The organism is Hoeflea prorocentri, from assembly GCF_027944115.1.
In the GTDB taxonomy this organism is placed as follows: Bacteria; Pseudomonadota; Alphaproteobacteria; order Rhizobiales; family Rhizobiaceae; genus Hoeflea_A; species Hoeflea_A prorocentri.
The window spans coordinates 2,756,631-2,772,348 of record NZ_JAPJZI010000001.1; the positions used below are offsets into that span (position 1 = coordinate 2,756,631).

General features: G+C 59.4%; 13 protein-coding genes. 6 read left to right on the forward strand and 7 right to left on the reverse strand.

Annotated elements, in window-relative coordinates; translation table 11 throughout:
- Positions 1–129 precede the first annotated feature (129 nt).
- On the forward strand, positions 130–2,049 hold the full coding sequence (dxs, locus tag OQ273_RS12920; protein WP_267990913.1) for a 1-deoxy-D-xylulose-5-phosphate synthase: 1,920 nt from the start codon (positions 130–132) through the stop codon (positions 2,047–2,049).
- A 38-nt stretch (positions 2,050–2,087) separates the two neighbouring features.
- On the opposite strand, the gene OQ273_RS12925 is transcribed toward dxs, so the two are convergent.
- Positions 2,088–2,984: a LysR substrate-binding domain-containing protein gene (locus tag OQ273_RS12925; RefSeq protein ID WP_267990914.1), complete on the reverse strand. Its 897-nt coding sequence runs from the start codon at positions 2,982–2,984 to the stop codon at positions 2,088–2,090.
- Positions 2,985–3,192: 208 nt separating this feature from the next.
- On the opposite strand from OQ273_RS12925, the gene OQ273_RS12930 reads away from it, so the two are divergent.
- From OQ273_RS12930 to OQ273_RS12940, 3 genes are all read left to right on the forward strand, one after another.
- Entirely contained in the window at positions 3,193–3,807 is a 615-nt protein-coding gene (locus OQ273_RS12930) for a glutathione S-transferase family protein (protein ID WP_267993093.1), read from the forward strand.
- An 11-nt stretch (positions 3,808–3,818) separates the two neighbouring features.
- Positions 3,819–5,843 carry a 2Fe-2S iron-sulfur cluster-binding protein gene (locus OQ273_RS12935; protein WP_267990915.1) on the forward strand — a complete coding sequence of 675 codons (2,025 nt, stop codon included), beginning with the start codon at positions 3,819–3,821 and terminating at the stop codon, positions 5,841–5,843.
- Positions 5,844–5,931: 88 nt separating this feature from the next.
- The gene (locus tag OQ273_RS12940) at positions 5,932–6,924 is read left to right on the forward strand and encodes a Gfo/Idh/MocA family protein (RefSeq protein WP_267990916.1); all 993 of its coding nucleotides are present in this window, start codon (positions 5,932–5,934) and stop codon (positions 6,922–6,924) included.
- Here OQ273_RS12940 and OQ273_RS12945 read toward each other — a convergent pair.
- From OQ273_RS12945 to OQ273_RS12970, 6 genes are read right to left on the reverse strand one after another with little or no spacing between them, the layout of a single operon-like run.
- The gene (locus OQ273_RS12945; protein WP_267990917.1) at positions 6,911–7,630 is read right to left on the reverse strand and encodes a GntR family transcriptional regulator; all 720 of its coding nucleotides are present in this window, start codon (positions 7,628–7,630) and stop codon (positions 6,911–6,913) included. The genes OQ273_RS12940 and OQ273_RS12945 overlap by 14 nt on opposite strands.
- Positions 7,627–8,919 carry a TRAP transporter large permease gene (locus OQ273_RS12950; RefSeq protein ID WP_267993094.1) on the reverse strand — a complete coding sequence of 431 codons (1,293 nt, stop codon included), beginning with the start codon at positions 8,917–8,919 and terminating at the stop codon, positions 7,627–7,629. Before OQ273_RS12950 ends, OQ273_RS12945 begins: the two co-directional genes overlap by 4 nt.
- Positions 8,909–9,442, reverse strand: coding sequence for a TRAP transporter small permease subunit (locus OQ273_RS12955; RefSeq protein WP_267990918.1), 534 nt, complete (start codon positions 9,440–9,442; stop codon positions 8,909–8,911). Before OQ273_RS12955 ends, OQ273_RS12950 begins: the two co-directional genes overlap by 11 nt.
- 47 nt (positions 9,443–9,489) lie before the next feature.
- Complete coding sequence (locus OQ273_RS12960; RefSeq protein WP_267990919.1) at positions 9,490–10,482, reverse strand: TRAP transporter substrate-binding protein; 993 nt, start codon at positions 10,480–10,482, stop codon at positions 9,490–9,492.
- Entirely contained in the window at positions 10,479–12,161 is a 1,683-nt protein-coding gene (locus OQ273_RS12965; RefSeq protein ID WP_267990920.1) for a hydantoinase B/oxoprolinase family protein, read from the reverse strand. Before OQ273_RS12965 ends, OQ273_RS12960 begins: the two co-directional genes overlap by 4 nt.
- Positions 12,158–14,233 (reverse strand): hydantoinase/oxoprolinase family protein, encoded by a 2,076-nt coding sequence (locus tag OQ273_RS12970; RefSeq protein ID WP_267990921.1) that lies wholly within the window; start codon positions 14,231–14,233, stop codon positions 12,158–12,160. The genes OQ273_RS12965 and OQ273_RS12970 overlap by 4 nt, the downstream gene beginning before the upstream one ends.
- Positions 14,234–14,413: 180 nt before the next feature.
- Here OQ273_RS12970 and OQ273_RS12975 point away from each other — a divergent pair, with 180 nt between their 5' ends.
- Together OQ273_RS12975 and OQ273_RS12980 are read left to right on the forward strand one after the other, a co-directional pair.
- On the forward strand, positions 14,414–15,319 hold the full coding sequence (locus tag OQ273_RS12975) for a bestrophin family protein (RefSeq protein WP_267990922.1): 906 nt from the start codon (positions 14,414–14,416) through the stop codon (positions 15,317–15,319).
- Positions 15,320–15,430: 111 nt separating this feature from the next.
- Positions 15,431–15,688 (forward strand): hypothetical protein, encoded by a 258-nt coding sequence (locus OQ273_RS12980; protein WP_267990923.1) that lies wholly within the window; start codon positions 15,431–15,433, stop codon positions 15,686–15,688.
- The last annotated feature ends 30 nt before the right edge of the window (positions 15,689–15,718 follow it).

Genomic DNA, 15,718 nt, shown 5'->3' on the forward strand with positions numbered 1-15,718 from the left:
TCAAGCAGGGCCAATCTTTCAACGTCCGGGCTGGACCGTTCGCGAGCTTTGTGCACTTGCTGTAGCCTGACGGGTTAACAAACTGCCGGAACGCTCTAGTTAACCGACAAAACACACGGGATGACACCAGTGAACCACAAGCCTGAAACTCCCCTCCTCGATCGCGTCAGGCTTCCGGCGGATCTGAAAGACATTGAAGACCGGGACATGCCGCGGCTCGCCAGCGAGTTGCGCGACGAAATGATCGACGCGGTATCGGTGACCGGCGGTCACCTCGGGGCTGGTCTCGGCGTGGTTGAACTGACCCTTGCTATTCATAAGGTCTTCGATACACCGAAAGACAGGCTGATCTTCGATGTCGGCCATCAATGCTATCCGCACAAGATTCTCACCGGACGGCGCGACCGCATCCGTACCTTGCGCCAGGAGGACGGGCTGTCGGGCTTCACACGGCGCGCGGAAAGCGAATATGACCCGTTCGGCGCGGCCCATTCCTCCACATCGATTTCCGCCGGTCTCGGCATGGCTGTCGCCAATGCTTTGGAAGACGGCGACCGCAATGTGATCTCGGTCATCGGCGATGGCGCAATGTCCGCGGGTATGGCCTATGAGGCGCTGAACAATGCAGGGGCGCTGGATGCCCGCCTGATCGTCATCCTCAACGATAACGACATGTCCATTGCGCCGCCGACCGGTGCAATGAGCGCCTATCTGGCGCGGCTGGCCTCTGGGCGGACCTATATGGGCATGCGTGAATTCGGCAAGAAGCTGACCGCCTATCTCGGCAAAGCCGTTGACCGTGCCATTACCCGCGCAGTCGAACATGCGCGCGGCTACGTGACGGGCGGCACACTGTTCGAGGAGATGGGCTTTTATCATATCGGCCCCATCGACGGTCACAGTTTCGACCACCTGCTGCCGGTGCTGCGCAATGTGCGCGACAATGCGCAAGGCCCTGTGCTGATCCACGTGGTCACGCAAAAGGGTAAGGGTTACGCGCCGGCCGAAGCGGCTGCGGACAAGTATCACGGCGTTTCCAAGTTCGATGTCATCACCGGCGCGCAGGCCAAGGCGCCGCCGAACGCACCGAGCTACACGAAGGTCTTTGCCGACGCGCTGATTACGGAAGCCGCACATGACGACAAGATTGTCGGCATAACAGCCGCCATGCCTTCCGGAACTGGCCTCGACAAATTCCTCGAGGTTTATCCGGATCGCTGCTTCGATGTCGGCATCGCCGAGCAGCATGCCGTCACCTTTGCCGCGGGCATGGCCTCAGAGGGTTACAAACCCTTTGCCGCCATTTATTCGACCTTCCTGCAGCGTGCCTACGATCAGGTCGTCCATGATGTCGCCATTCAGGGACTGCCAGTCCGCTTCCCGATTGACCGGGCCGGCTATGTGGGTGCCGACGGTCCGACGCATGCCGGTTCATTCGATACGACCTATCTTGCCACCCTGCCCGGTTTCGTTGTCATGGCCGCAGCCGACGAGGCGGAGCTCAAACACATGGTCTGCACCGCCGCCGCCTATGGCGAAGGACCCATATCGTTCCGCTATCCGCGCGGCGAAGGCGTCGGGGTGGACCTGCCCGAGCGCGGCACCGTGCTTGAGATCGGCAAGGGCCGGATGATCAAGGAAGGCGGCAAGATTGCGATCCTGTCGTTTGGAACACGCCTTGCGGAGTGCATGCTGGCCGCTGAGGATCTCGATGCGGCCGGGCTGCCTGCCACCGTGGCGGATGCGCGGTTTGCAAAGCCGCTTGATCACGACCTCATCCGGCAGCTGGCCCGGCACCACGAGGTGCTGATCACCGTGGAGGAAGGATCTGTCGGCGGCTTCGGATCGCATGTGATGCAGTTTCTGTCGCATGAAGGTCTGCTTGACGCCGGTCTGAAGTTCAGGCCGCTGATCCTGCCCGATTATTTCATGGAGCAGGCCAAGCCCGAGGCCATGTACGCCCATGCGGGGCTCGACCGGCGCGGCATTGTCGAAACAGCCTTCAGAGCGCTTGGCGCCGAAGACCTCATCGCCACCATTCGCGCATAGGCAAGCTGCGTCGAAATTGCAGGGGCAGAATGCCCCTGTCAGTTGAAGACGGGATTTGCCCGCAGCCTTTCGGCAGCGAAATCAATGAATGTGCGCACCTTGGCAACCGCCCGGCGGCCTTCGATGTGAACCAGGTGGATCGGCAGTTCCTCAGGTTCAAATTCCGTCAAAACGGTTTTTAGTTCACCAGAGGCAAGGTCAGGACTGACCTGATAGGACAGCGCCCGCGTCAGTCCCCAGCCGTTGCGCGCAACGGCAAGAGCGGCGGCAATGCTGTTGACCGTCAGACGCGACCGGATCTTGACCGGCTTGTCCATCCGTCTGCCGAAACGCCATTCATTGACGGGCGCGTCGGCAGAAACGGAGACGAGCCGGTGGTTCTGCAGGTCCGCCGGGCTGCGCGGCATGCCGTAGGTCTCGAAATAGGCCGGTGCGCCGCACAGAACGCGGCGGACATGGCCGACCCGCACAGCCGAAAGGCCTGATGAGGGCAGCGAGCCGATCCTGACCGCCACATCAAACCCCTCCTCGACCAGATTGACGATGCGGTCGACGGTCAGGACATGCGCCGTCATGTCCGGGTAGGCGTCCAGAAACGCGGTCAACACCGGCATCACATGCATGCGGCCGAATTCATTGGGGCATGTGAGCCTGATTTCGCCAACCGGGCTTGCCGCCGCGCCCATGGCCGCATCCTCGGCCATTTTCAGATCTGCCAGGACACGCCTTGCATCCTCCAGATAGGCCTGGCCGATATCAGTCAGGCGCACACGTCGGGTCGTTCGCGTAAAGAGCCGCGCTCCGAGCCGCGCCTCAAGGGCGTTGATGCCCCTTGTCGCCGAGGGCGCGCTCAGACCGACAGCGCGTGCGCCGCCAATGAAACTCTCAGCCTCGGCGACAGCAACGAAGACTTCGAGGGTCTGCAGGCGATCCATTCTAACTCCGGATTATTATCGAAATTCAAAACAATGATTTTTGATAACAGAATATTATTTTATCATTCAAGCCCCATTAGGTTCCTCGCATAGGCAACAGCCTTTCGGCGTCCCGGAGCGGATCAACGAGCCGCTTAACAATGCCGACCCCATTGCCAATCAGGAGACTTGAACCGTGAACCCGAAATTTCCGCCCGATGCTGCGCCCATCAAACTCTTCAGAAATCCCAAATCCGGACATTGCCACCGTGTTGAACTGATGATGTCGCTCTTGGACGTACCCTATGAGCCCGTCGATCTCGACATGATGAACGGCGCGCACAAGGCGCCCGACTATCTGAAAATCAACCCTCTCGGTCAGGTCCCCGCGATTGACGATAACGGCACGACGCTTTCGGATTCCAACGGGATCGTCGCCTATCTGGTCGAAGCCTATGGGGATGATCACCCATGGACGGCGCAATCGCCGGTCGAGGCGGCCGAAATCCAGCGTTGGCTTTCCATCGCTGCGAGCGAGATCGCCTCGGGGCCCTGCGCCGCGCGGCTGGTTACGCTGTTTGGCGCGCCGATCGACCACGAGGCTGCAAAAGCCAAGTCAAACGCGCTTTTTGAAGTCATGAACGAAGCGCTGGGCAACCGGACCTATCTTGTCGGTGAACGACTGACTATCGCCGATGTGGCCGGGTACAGCTACATCGCCCACGCGCCGGAAGGCGGCGTCAGCCTTGAGCCCTACCCCGCCATCCGCGCGTGGCTCGCCCGCATCGAAGCGCATCCGCGTTTCGTCGGTATGGAAAAATCTCCGTTGCCGGAAGCCGTCTGAGGATCGATGCGATGTCACATGACGGTACAGCCTTTCACCGGGGGGAATCTGCTGTTCAGGCACGTGCAGGCGTGACGAAGGAATGGGCGGAACACGCCACCCCGTTTGTCCGTAAGGCCATGCCGGACCAGCATCGCGAATTTTTCGAAAACCTGGCGGTCCTGTTTCTTGGTCTGCTCGACGAACAAGGCAGGCCGTGGGCCATTCCCGCTTTCGGCGAACCCGGCTTTGCCCGCTCGCCCGACCCACGGCATCTGGTCCTTGATCATATACCGGCGATTGCCGGTTCCGGTTCCATCGGCCTTCAAACGGAACCGGGGTCTAAGGTCGGCCTTGTCGGTGTGGAGCTGCACACGAGGCGGCGCAACCGCATGAACGGGACGATAGCCTCGGCCGACGCGGCAGGCATGACAATCGCCGTCGATCAGAGCTACGGCAATTGCCCGCAGTGGATCCAGTCGCGCCAGCTTGATTGGGATTTGAGCAAGGCTTCCACACCAAATCCGATTTCCAATGGCGAGGCTTTCACGGACGAGGCAAAGGCGCTGATCGGGCGCGCCGATACGTTTTTTATCGCGTCCCGATCATCGCGCCTGTCGAACGATCCGCGCGACGGGGTTGATGCTTCACATAGGGGCGGGCGGCCCGGCTTTGTCCGAATCAATGCCGACGACTCCCTCTCCTTTCCTGATTTTTCGGGCAACCGGTTCTTCAACACACTCGGCAATATCGAGGACGATGGCCGGGTTGGATTGTTCTTGCCTGATTTTGCCTCAGGCGAAGCGGTCTTCCTGACCGGACGCGCCGAGTTGGACTGGTCCTCGACGCGGGTTGCGAGCTTCCGTGGGGCCGAGCGCATCATCGATGTCAGGCCTGACAGGATCGTGCATGTCGAAAATGCCATTCCCTCCGGCGCCATGCTGATCCAGCAATGGCCCGTCCTTGCGGAAACGGGAATATGGGAACAACAACAGACCCGCGAACAAAGCGACGGGTTCCGCTCCTACCGGCTCGCCGGCATAAATCGTGAAAGCCAGACCATAACCTCTTTTGAGCTGGAGCCGACGGACGGCAGGCCGATCGCGCCCCACACGGCCGGTCAGTTCCTTCCCATGCGTTATGACGATCCGGAAACGGGTAGCCTAATTTCCCGTTCCTACACGATCTCAAAGGCTCCCGGTTCAAAGACCTACCGGATCTCCGTAAAACGTGAGGAGTATGGTTTTTTCTCACGGCTCCTGCACGATGCCACGAAGCCGGGCGATACGCTTGAGGTTGGCGCGCCATCGGGCGATTTCGTTCTTGACGACAGCGAAGATGCCATCGTCATGCTGTCTGCCGGTGTCGGGATCACGCCGATGATCGCCATGCTGGACGGACAGATCCGCGCCGTTGAGGCCGGAGCGCGCCCCAGAGACATCTGGTTCATCCACAATACGCAGAATTCAGCAACGCACGCCTTCGCGGACTATCTGAGAGATGTCAGCGCAAAACACTCTTGGCTGCGCGTTATAACCTTGTACTCGCGTCCGCTGGACGTTGACCGGACAGGAAGCGCCTGTCAGGCCGAAGGTCGCTTCGACCCTGACATGCTGACTCAATGGCTGCCCTTTGGACGTTATCAGTTCTACCTGTGCGGACCGGACGGGTTCATGCGGGGGGTCCATAAGGGGCTTATAGAGTTCGGATTGAACCCGGACAGTATTCACTACGAGTTTTTCGGCTCGGGGACCTTGGATGACGCCGTCGACAATAGCGACCAAGCCCTTCCTGCGCGCTCGACGGTCACATTTGCCGCCTCGGATAAAAGCGTCACGTGGGCACCACAGGACGGGACTCTACTGGAAACGGCTGAAATGGCCGGCCTCCAGCCGAGCTATAACTGCCGATCCGGCAGATGCGGAACCTGTTCGACACGCCTTGTGTCCGGTGACGTGGTCTATACGCAGACACCGGCCGTCGAGCCAGCGGATGGTTCGGTGCTGATTTGCTGTTCCAAACCGGCTTCGGAGGAACCGGTTCTGCTGGATATGTAAGACTTAGAAAATCCGTAATAAGCTTTGCCGTAGCGGAAACGTTTCTGTATTCAGTCGATCCTCCGATTGACTGATCAAGGATGTTGTCGTGATCAACTGGGCAATATTGGGAACCGGCTTCATCTCGAACACGGTTGCCGAAGCTATCCGCCAAAGCAGCGGTTCCAACCTAGCCGCAGTTGCCGGGCGCTCGCGGGAAAGAGTCGAGGCCTTTGCCGCCGAGCAAGGCATTCCGAAGGCCTATTTCAACTATGACGACGCGCTTGCGGATAATGATATTGACGCCGTTTACATCGGCCTGCCGAACCATGCACATCTGCCGATGGTCAAACTGGCGGCAGCCGCCGGCAAGGCGATCCTGTCGGAAAAATCACTGACCACGACCTATGAGGACGCCGAGGAGCTTATCGCCTGCGTTAAGGCCCACGATACGTTCTTCGTCGAGGGTCTGATGTATCTCAGCCATCCGCTCTATCCGCAGGTCGAGCGGCTCTTGGGAGACGAGCGTCTTGGTGCAATCCGCTCCGTCAACGGCTTTTATGCGGCCAATATCAAGGATGTCGCCAACCCGGCAGGTGGTGGAACGCTCTACAATCTCGGCTGTTATCCCGCTTCCCTGCTGCAATTCGTGGTCCAGCGAGCCTTTGGAGAAGAGGCTTTTTCAAGGCGGCGGATCACCGCGGTCGGAAACCGTGACACAGACGGCAATATTTGTGATGCCGCGGTGTCGGCGCGGTTCGAGAACGGGGTTCACGCAACGCTCCAGTCAACCGACAGCTACGGTATGCATCATGGTTTCGAGGTGATCGGTGAGAACGGGACGCTCACATTCAGGACGAACCCTTGGCTGCCGGTTGCGGGCGATAATATCCTGGAGATCAAGGAACACGGTGCATCGCCCGAGCGCATTGAACTGCCCGCTGAACACGATGCTTTTTACTACCAAATCATGATGGTTGAAGACTGCCTCAAGCGCGGCGCAAAGCAGGCGGACCGCCCCTCACCCCGCTGGACGGATTCGCTGGAGATCATGCGTTTCCTGACCGATTGGGAACAGGCTGCAAAATCTACTGTATCCTGACATCCGTGCGGATGTGAAAACGCTGCGGATCGAAGATCGCGGACGATACTTCCAGCAAGTTGTCGTCGGCGTCATAAAGACCCGCGCGAATGTGGATTGCCGGATCGCCTGCCTTGAGACCCATCGCCTTGGCTGGCTCTTCCGGACAGCCGATGGCGAAGACGCGCTGGTCGACCCGGGCCACCTTGATATCGAAGGTCTCCTCAATAACGCTGAACACTGAACCGACCTCAGTACCGAGGGCCGGCTCGATCCCGGCATATTGTCCCGTCACGTAGATCTGCGACCAGTTAAACGGCAGGTCCTTTTCGTCCAGATGCCGGGTTCCGGTGATCTCCAGCCAGAAACCGGTAACACTTTCCTGGCCTTCAAGCAGCGCCACATCCCTTGTCTTCACGTTCCGGGTCCCGCTGATACGCAGCTTGGTATCGCGCCCGAGGCTGAGGACATCGTTAAGGCCACCGGTGACCATGCGGAAGCGGTTTGCGGGCTTGTCGGCGATAACGCGGGTGCCGGAACGTTTCTTGCGCTCAAGGATGCCCTTTTCATGCAGGCTGGCATAGGCAAGCCGCAAGGTCGACCGGCTTATGCCAAGCTGGCTTGCCATTTCATCCTCCTTGGGCAGTTGCGTACCGACCGGCCAGATACCCGTCTGGATGCGCTGGAGGATGTCGTGCTCGACACGCACATAAAGCGAATTGCTCATTGCATGGTTCCCGGGAGCCACAAAGCGATCTGAGGAACAAGCGCCAGAAGCAACGCAAATGCAAGAAGAATGAAGAAAAACGGTATGGCGGCGCGGGCGATTGCGCCAATGCTTTCGCCCGTCTGGGACTGGATGACAAAGAGGTTGAAGCCGATCGGCGGCGTGATCTGCGATATCTCGACCGCGACCACAACAAAAACGCCAAACCAAATGGGATCGTAACCCGCTGCCGTAACCAAAGGCAGGGTGATCGGCAGCGTCATGACGATGATCGAGGTTCCATCAAGGAACATGCCGATGATCACGTAAAAAACGAGCAGGACGGCAATAAGCGCCATGGGCGACAGGCCGAAAGCGGCGATCTGCTCCGCAATCGCCTTGGGGATTCCCAGAAAGCCAAAGGCGGCGTTGAGCAGCGCGGCGCCCATAATAATCAAGCCGATCATCGCACTGGTGCGGACCGCGCGGCGCCCCGCGCTGATCATTGCGGACAAGGAAAACCGCCGCATCAATATTGCAATGATGAGCGCGCCGAGAACACCGACGGCAGCGAGCTCCGTCGGGCTGGCAAGGCCGAGATAGAGTGAGCCCATGATTCCGGCAATCAGCCCGACCAGCGGGCCGATCTGCTTGAGCGCCATGAGCCGGTCCGACCAGGTCGGCCGATCGATCTGCGGCTGGGAACGGGTGATTGTCTGATGTGCGGCGATATAGGCCATGTAGAGCACTGCGAGGCAGAAGCCCGGAACAACCCCGGCCACAAAGAGTTCGAGAATGGATTGCTCGGCGACAACCCCGTAGATGATCATGATGATCGAGGGCGGAATAAGGAATCCGAGCGTGCCGGCGCCCGCGAGCGATCCCATCGCCAGGCGGCGATCATATCCATGCGCTGCAAGCTCGGGCAACGTCACGCGCCCGACAATGGCCGTGGTGGCGGCAGAAGACCCGGAAACGGCTGCAAAGAGCGTTGAACCGGCGACATTGACATGCAGCAGGCCACCCGGCAGACGGCCCACCCAGGGCGCGAGGCCTGAAAAGAGGGAGCGGCCGAGGCGGGCGGACACCAATATCTCGCTCATCAGGATGAAGAGAGGCAGGGACAGAAGTTCGAGCGCCGTGACCGAACCCCAGATCACCTTGCCGGCAAAGATGTCCATCGGGATGTTGGGTTTGAACACCGACAGCAGGATGTATCCGGTGGCAAACAGAGACAGGCCGATCCAGACCGACGATCCGAGAAGGCCGACAAACAGCAGTGCTGCGACAAGTCCGATCTCAAGCATCAGCTGTCTCCTGCGCAAGGGCGTCCGCGTCACGGTCCTCATAGTCGCGCCCGGTCCATCGGCGGATCAGACGCGCCAGCAGATCAAACCAGAGTTGAATAGCACCGATAAGAAGAATGACCTGCGGCACCGCCAGCGGCGTTCTGACGACGGTGGCCGAGACAAGACCGCGTGAATAGGAAGACCAGAATGCGTCAGCTAGGGAGACGCCGATGGCCGCAACGACGATCAAGGCGATCACATTGGCAAAGGCGTCAATCATGCGTGCTGCCTTTGGGGAAACGGCTTCCAGAACCAGAGAGACGCGCACATGGGTCGCGGTCCTGATCGCCCTGCCGGAGGCCAGCATGAAGACGGAGGCCATGGCAAAGGTGCTGTATTCCCACGAATAGGGAAGGCTTTGCGCAAGAAAGCCGCGGGCAAACACCTCCGCCAGCATCAAGGCGCCGAAGCCGTAAATGAGAAAGACGGCGCACCCTTCAAGCAGGCGGGAACTGGCGTCTACTGTTTTTAGGAAACGGTCCATGGCGAGCCTTCCGGGGCCGGACAGATTGCCGGCCCCGGCAGTGTCGGCTATTTGCCGAGTTTGGCGGAATAGGAGTCGATGATGGCCTGCGCATCCGGGTTCTTGGCGATGTAGTCGGCCCACATGGCCTTGCCTGCCTCGGCCATCTTGGCCTTCAACGACGCATCGGCCTCATTCACCGTCATGCCATTTTCCTCAAGGATCGCGATTTTGCCACTGTCTTCAGCGGCAGAGACAGCCCAGAACTCGGCTTCCATCTTGTCGGCCAGTCCCTCGATGATTTCCCGTTCCTGATCGCTCAACGCGTTCCAGGCGTCAAGGTTCACGGTCACCGCATCCGATGACGTGCTCCAGTTCAGCGGATTGAAGTGGCTGGTAAACTGCCAGAGCTTTCCGTCCACACCTGAAGAGGATGAGGTCGCCGCGCCGTCAATCGTGCCGGCCGCCGCAGCAGCGGCGACATCGCCCCAGGGCATTTCGAGCGGCGCAGCACCGAGTTTATCAAGGAATTCGAAGCTTGCCGCATTGAACGCACGAATGCGCTGGCCGGACATGTCATCGGCACTGACGACCGCCTGCTTGGTGTAGACGCCCGGGCTTGGCCAGGGAACGTAGTAGAGGATCTTCTGATTGTGCTTGGCGGCAATCTCGTCAAAGGTCGGGCCGGCCACCTCCAGAAACGCTTTCATCTCATCCTGTCCCTGAATGAGATAGGGTAAGGTATCCATAGACAGAAGCGGCTCGCCGCTCGCACCGGCCTGCAGGAAAAGCAGCATATCGGCCATCTGGACAATACCGTTCTCAACGGCCGACATCTTCTCGGTAATCTTGACGCCGATTTCACCGCCCACATGGACCGTAATGTCCACTGACCCGTCGGTTGCTTCACGCACCGCGTCGGCAAAGGCCATGGCATTCTTGGCATGGAAGTTCGACGCCGGCCATGCCGTCGACAGGTCCCATTTGGTTTCTGCAAAGGCCATTGATGTGCTCAGGGCCAGACCGAGGCCGGCCGCAGCAAGTTTTGTCATGGTTTTCATGGTTCAGTTCCTCCAGTTGGATTCTTGAATTGATAGAGTTTTTGGGCCATCTCCTCGCTGACCAAATCGTGGGCGAGATCGCGTTTGAGCGCCTCTCTGTCCCGGTTTTCCGGGTTGCCAAACCCGCCACCGCCGGGGGTGTGCAGGATCAGCCGCGCACCCGGCGGGATCTGATAAAGACCCTTGTCGACGACCACCGTGCCGTCGCTGATTTCAACGCGCCCCTTTGCCCCGCCGAGACCGCCCGATCGACCTGAGGGTGACGTGGTGAGACGCTCAAATGCCGCGGCAGAAAGGGTCAGAGCCTCGCGATGCCGCGCCGATATCTCCATGGTTTGCCCGAGGCCGCCGCGATATTGCCCGGCTCCGCCGCTGTCTGTGGTCAGTTCCTTGCGATGATAGACGAGCGGTGCCGACGTCTCGGCAATCTCGACGGGAACGGAGCCGACTCCGGAGGGAAATGCCGTCGTCGACAGGCCGTCGCATCCCGGCCGCGCGCCCATGCCGCCAAGTGCAACGTTGAGCGAAGAAAACGGTTGCTCATTGTTTCCCGAGATCGACATGGTCCACAGCGCACCGGAACTTTCGGCCAGAACGTTCTGCGGCAAGGCTTCTGCCAGACAGCCGAGCACAAGATCGGGCAAAGCCTGGCCAATTACGTGCCGTGCGGTTACCGGCGCCGGCCTTTCGGCGCTGACCACGAGCCCTGGCGGGGCAGTCACCGTCACCGGTTTGAGCGAGGCCGCATTGTTCGGGATATCGCCGGCAAGCAAAGCACGGATGCCAAAAGACGCATAGGCAATCGAATAGTTCAGCGGACAGTTGATGCCGCGTTCGACGGCTGGCGACGACCCGCCAAGGTCCACGGAAATCCGGTCTCCGTCGACCTGCAAGGAGGCGCGCAGCACAATCGGGCTGTCGTAGCCATCCAGCGTCAGGACATTTTCATAGTGCCCATCGGGAACCCGCGCTATGGCTTCGCGCATGCCGCGACTTGATTTGTCGAAGATGAAATCCGTGATGGTTTCCAGCGACCGGTAGCCGAACTCCTGCATCAGCTCGCACAGCCTTGCCGCGCCGGTGTCGTTGCAACTCAGGAGCGACAGGATATCGCCCCGCGCCTCCTTCGGCACACGGGAGTTCGCCGTGACGATGCCAAGGATATCTTCATTAAGCTCGGTTCCCCGGCGCAGTTTCGACACCGGGACAACGACGCCTTCTTCGAAGACCGACCGTGCTTCCGCAGACCATCCGAGGCCGCCCACATCGACCACATGGCTGGTGGAGGCCAGAAACCCGACAAGGTTTCCTTCAAAGAACGCCGGCGTGACAACGACGAAGTCAAAGACATGGCCAGCGCCCAGCCAAGGGTCGTTGGTCATCAGAACATCGCCCGGCTGCAGGGAGGCAGCAGGTATTCTGTCCAGCATGAGACGAACGGATTCGGCCATTGTGTTGACATGACCGGGTGTTCCCGTCACGGCCTGCGCCAGCATCTCGCCATCAGCGTTGAACACACCGGCAGACAAGTCCCCCGCCTCGCGCACAATCGGCCCGAAGGCGAGACGCATAAGGACACTTGCCTGCTCCTCGCAAACCGAGATCAACCGGTTCCAGACCACGTTGAGTGCGATGATCTCGCTGTCAGAAAAGCGCCTGCGGTGATGGGCTGCATTCATGCCGCATCCCTCTCGACCAGCAGATGGCCGCTTTCAAGTTTGGTTCCGGTCCAGCCCTTGCCGATGACGGTTGTCGTTTGGGCCTCGGTAACGACGGCCGGACCGCTGAATTTTTCGCCGACATGCAGCGCGTCGCGCGGCACACTCCGAAAGGCCACGAACTCCTCTGCGTCGCGATCGTAGATCATGCGCCCGGCGCAGACACCCTCGCCGACCGGTGTTTTCGGTGTTGTATCAGTCTCCTGCGGCGAGGCTTCCAGCGATGCCGTCACCGAGAAGCTTACGAGTTCCAGTTCCACCTCGGGCATGGAGAAGCCGTACAGGCGCTTGAATTCGACGTGAAAGGCCTTTTCAAGCCGCTCGATTTCTTCGCCCAACGGTGCAGATGTATCCATCGACAGGCGGATTTCCTGGCCCTGGCCGAGATAACGAAATTCAGCATAGGCACTGACCTGATAACTGCCGCCCGGTGCACAAGAGGACACCACTTCGACCGCACTTTGCCTGACATCAGCGATCGACTGCGAGAGCGCCGACACGTCAATGTCGGAGGTCAGGCGCATAACCGAGCGTGCGGATTCAAACGCCACGGGTGCATGTAGAAATCCGACGGCTGATCCGACACCGGCATTTTCGGGAACAAAGATACGCTGGATTGAGAGTTTTTCGGCCAAGCGCGTGGCATGAAGCGGGCCACCCCCGCCTGAAACGACGAGATCAAAATCCGCCACAACCAGACCAAGTTCGAGACCATGGATCCTGGCGGCGTTGGCCATGACCTCATCAGCGACCTCGACCACCCCCATTGCCGCGGCCTGCGGGGAGGATAAGCCCAGCGGGCGGGCCAGTTGGCCGTCAATCGCCGTCCTTGCCAGTTCGGGATCAATTTGGATCGTGCCGCCGGCAAACCCCTCCGGCGCAATCCTCCCCAATGTAACATTGGCATCGGTAAGCGTTGCATCCTCCCCGCCCAGCCCGTAAGCGCGAGGCCCGGGAGAAGCTCCCGCGCTTTCGGGGCCGACCGAGATGCGTTTAAGATTGTCCAGCCGTGCAATCGAGCCGCCGCCGGCACCGATCTCAACCAGTTCGATGGTCGGGACACGCACTGGCAGACCGCTGCCCTTTCGATCCCGCCAGGCACGAGCCACCTCGAACCTGCGTGTGGTCTGTGGTGCGCAATCCTTCAAAAAACAGATCTTTGCTGTGGTCCCACCAAGATCGAAGGCAAGCGTGCGCCTGGAATTGACCTGTGCGGCAATATGGGCGGCAAGGGACACGCCGCCTGCCGGTCCCGATTCAACAAGACGTATGGGCGTCCGGCAAGCCTGCTCAAGAGTGGTCAGGCCACCTCCGGACAGCATCAGCATGAAGGATCCGCCAAAACCATGATCACGCAAGGCCGCATTGAAGCGTTGCAGATAGCTCGACATCAGAGGCCGGACATAGGCGTTGGCACAAACTGTGGAAAACCTGTCATACTCGCGCGCCTCTGCGGAGACGTCAGAGCTGGTGCAGATCGTGACATCGGGCGGCAATCGCTTCGCGAGTTCTTCAGCGACCAGCTTCTCATGCGATGCATTGGCGTAGGCGTGAAGGAAACCCACGGCGACGGCCCCGACCCCGGCTTCGATCAGCTTGCCAGCCAGTTTTTTGATGTCGGAAACGTCGAGCGCCTTGAGAACCGAACCGTCCGCAAGCACCCGCTCGCCAAGCGTAAATCTGAGATCACGCGGCACCAGAGGCTCGGGCATACGCAGGTTCAGATCGTATTGGTCAAAGCGTTTTTCGTAACGCATTTCAAGGACATCACGAAAGCCCTCGGTCGTGACCAAGGCCGTTTTCGCGCCCTTGCGTTCAATCAGCGCATTGGTGGCCAGTGTTGTTCCATGAATGATCGTTCCAACCTCGGAAAGCTCCCTGCCTTCGCGTGACAAGAGGTGGAGGATGCCCTCCATAGACGCCATTTCGGGCCGCTCCGGCGTGGTCAGCAATTTATAGGTGGAAAACGCGCCATCGGTTTCAAGAACGATGTCCGTAAAGGTCCCGCCAATGTCCACCGCAAGTCTGATCATTCGAATAAAGTACGTACTTATTTTCTTATGTCAAACTTGTTGACCATAAAGGACGTCACGCTACGGCCCGTTTGTTCGAACACGGGCTGATTGTCATTGTGTAAGGCGGCAGCTTGCGGATAAGGGTGTGCGGCGCACAACGCAGCCAGCATTATCAAGAAAGCCCGAAGGAATACCCCAATGATCGTTATGGAACAGCCATCCGCATTGCGATTGTTTGTCGTCATGCAGGGATCGGTCGTGCCGCGCATCATCGGCAAGATCATTGGTGTGGCGCTGTTGTCGGCCCTGATACTGCTTATCGATCTGCATCTTGTATCCCTGCCGCATGTTTCGATTTCCGCCATGGGTGTCTTCGGCATTGCGCTTTCGTTGTTTTTGGGGTTTCGCAACAATGCCGCCTATGACCGCTGGTGGGAGGCCCGCCTGCTGTGGGGCGCGATTGTCGGGGATGTACGCAATCTCGCCAGGCACACGAAGATATTTGGCCTGCCGGATGCGGCGCGTGAAAACATCCTTTCCGAAACAGCAGCGTTTGCCCATCTGCTTCGCGGCAGCCTTCGCGGCGATGATGTCAGCCGTGACGTCAGGGATTGGGTCGGTCATGAACCGGCGGCTGAATTTGCATCAAAAAGGAACCCGCCCGATGCCGCCCTGAGGTCGATTTCGGCTCGAATTGGTGAAACCGAAAAAGACGGCGCGGCAGCCGGTTTCGGCCAGATGACAATCGCGCAGACACTGGCGGCTCTCGGCAACGCTCAGGCCGGCTGCGAGCGTATTGCGACGACGCCCCTGCCCTTTGTCTATTCGTTGCTGGTGCGACGGACGACCTATCTCTATTGCTTCCTTTTGCCCTTCGCGCTGATTGAATCGACCGGCTGGTTCACACCGGTTTTTGCTGCGGTTGTGGCCTATGTGTTCTTTGGACTTCAGGCGGTTACCAACGAACTTGAGCGACCTTTCGCCAATGTGCAAAACGGCCTTGCGCTCAATGCGCTGTGCCGAGTCATCGACATTTCCGTCGCAGAAGCGCTGGGCCGTGAACCGCCTGAACCGCTCGCGACAACCAACAGTATCCTGTCGTAATCGCCGGCCCATCTTGGCGAGATCCGGTTAACCCTATCGGCACCATTACGCCCATCCTATTGCAAAATTTGCTAAATTCCCCGCCACCCACTTTTACAGGGAGTGCGGAAGATGTGGCTAAAAACAATAAAGTGCAGCGCAATTGCGCTGGGCGTCGGCCTTTGCATGGGCAGCAATGCTTATGCCGACCAGGAATATGACTCCACCATAGAGCAGGCAGCGATCAAGATCGTGATGCGCAAGCTTGGACCGATACGCGGCACCCATGAGATCAACGAGCCCTTCAGTCTCTATCCGCCGGCCAAGGCGCGCAGCGTCCAGGACGGGACGCTGATACAGGAGCGCCGGGTGCGGGTGATCCTTCAGTAGTTCACTTCGGCCATTCCTGACGCCGAGCAT

Bases quoted from the DNA above. Each gene is read 5' to 3' on its own strand.
- OQ273_RS12965 (WP_267990920.1), bottom strand. From the start codon at position 12,161: ATGAATGCAGCCCATCACCGCAGGCGCTTTTCTGACAGCGAGATCATC.
- OQ273_RS12960 (WP_267990919.1), bottom strand. From the start codon at position 10,482: ATGAAAACCATGACAAAACTTGCTGCGGCCGGCCTCGGTCTGGCCCTG.
- OQ273_RS12955 (WP_267990918.1), bottom strand. From the start codon at position 9,442: ATGGACCGTTTCCTAAAAACAGTAGACGCCAGTTCCCGCCTGCTTGAA.
- OQ273_RS12935 (WP_267990915.1), top strand. From the start codon at position 3,819: ATGTCACATGACGGTACAGCCTTTCACCGGGGGGAATCTGCTGTTCAG.
- OQ273_RS12970 (WP_267990921.1), bottom strand. From the start codon at position 14,233: ATGATCAGACTTGCGGTGGACATTGGCGGGACCTTTACGGACATCGTT.
- OQ273_RS12945 (WP_267990917.1), bottom strand. From the start codon at position 7,630: ATGAGCAATTCGCTTTATGTGCGTGTCGAGCACGACATCCTCCAGCGC.
- OQ273_RS12925 (WP_267990914.1), bottom strand. From the start codon at position 2,984: ATGGATCGCCTGCAGACCCTCGAAGTCTTCGTTGCTGTCGCCGAGGCT.
- OQ273_RS12975 (WP_267990922.1), top strand. From the start codon at position 14,414: ATGATCGTTATGGAACAGCCATCCGCATTGCGATTGTTTGTCGTCATG.
- OQ273_RS12980 (WP_267990923.1), top strand. From the start codon at position 15,431: ATGTGGCTAAAAACAATAAAGTGCAGCGCAATTGCGCTGGGCGTCGGC.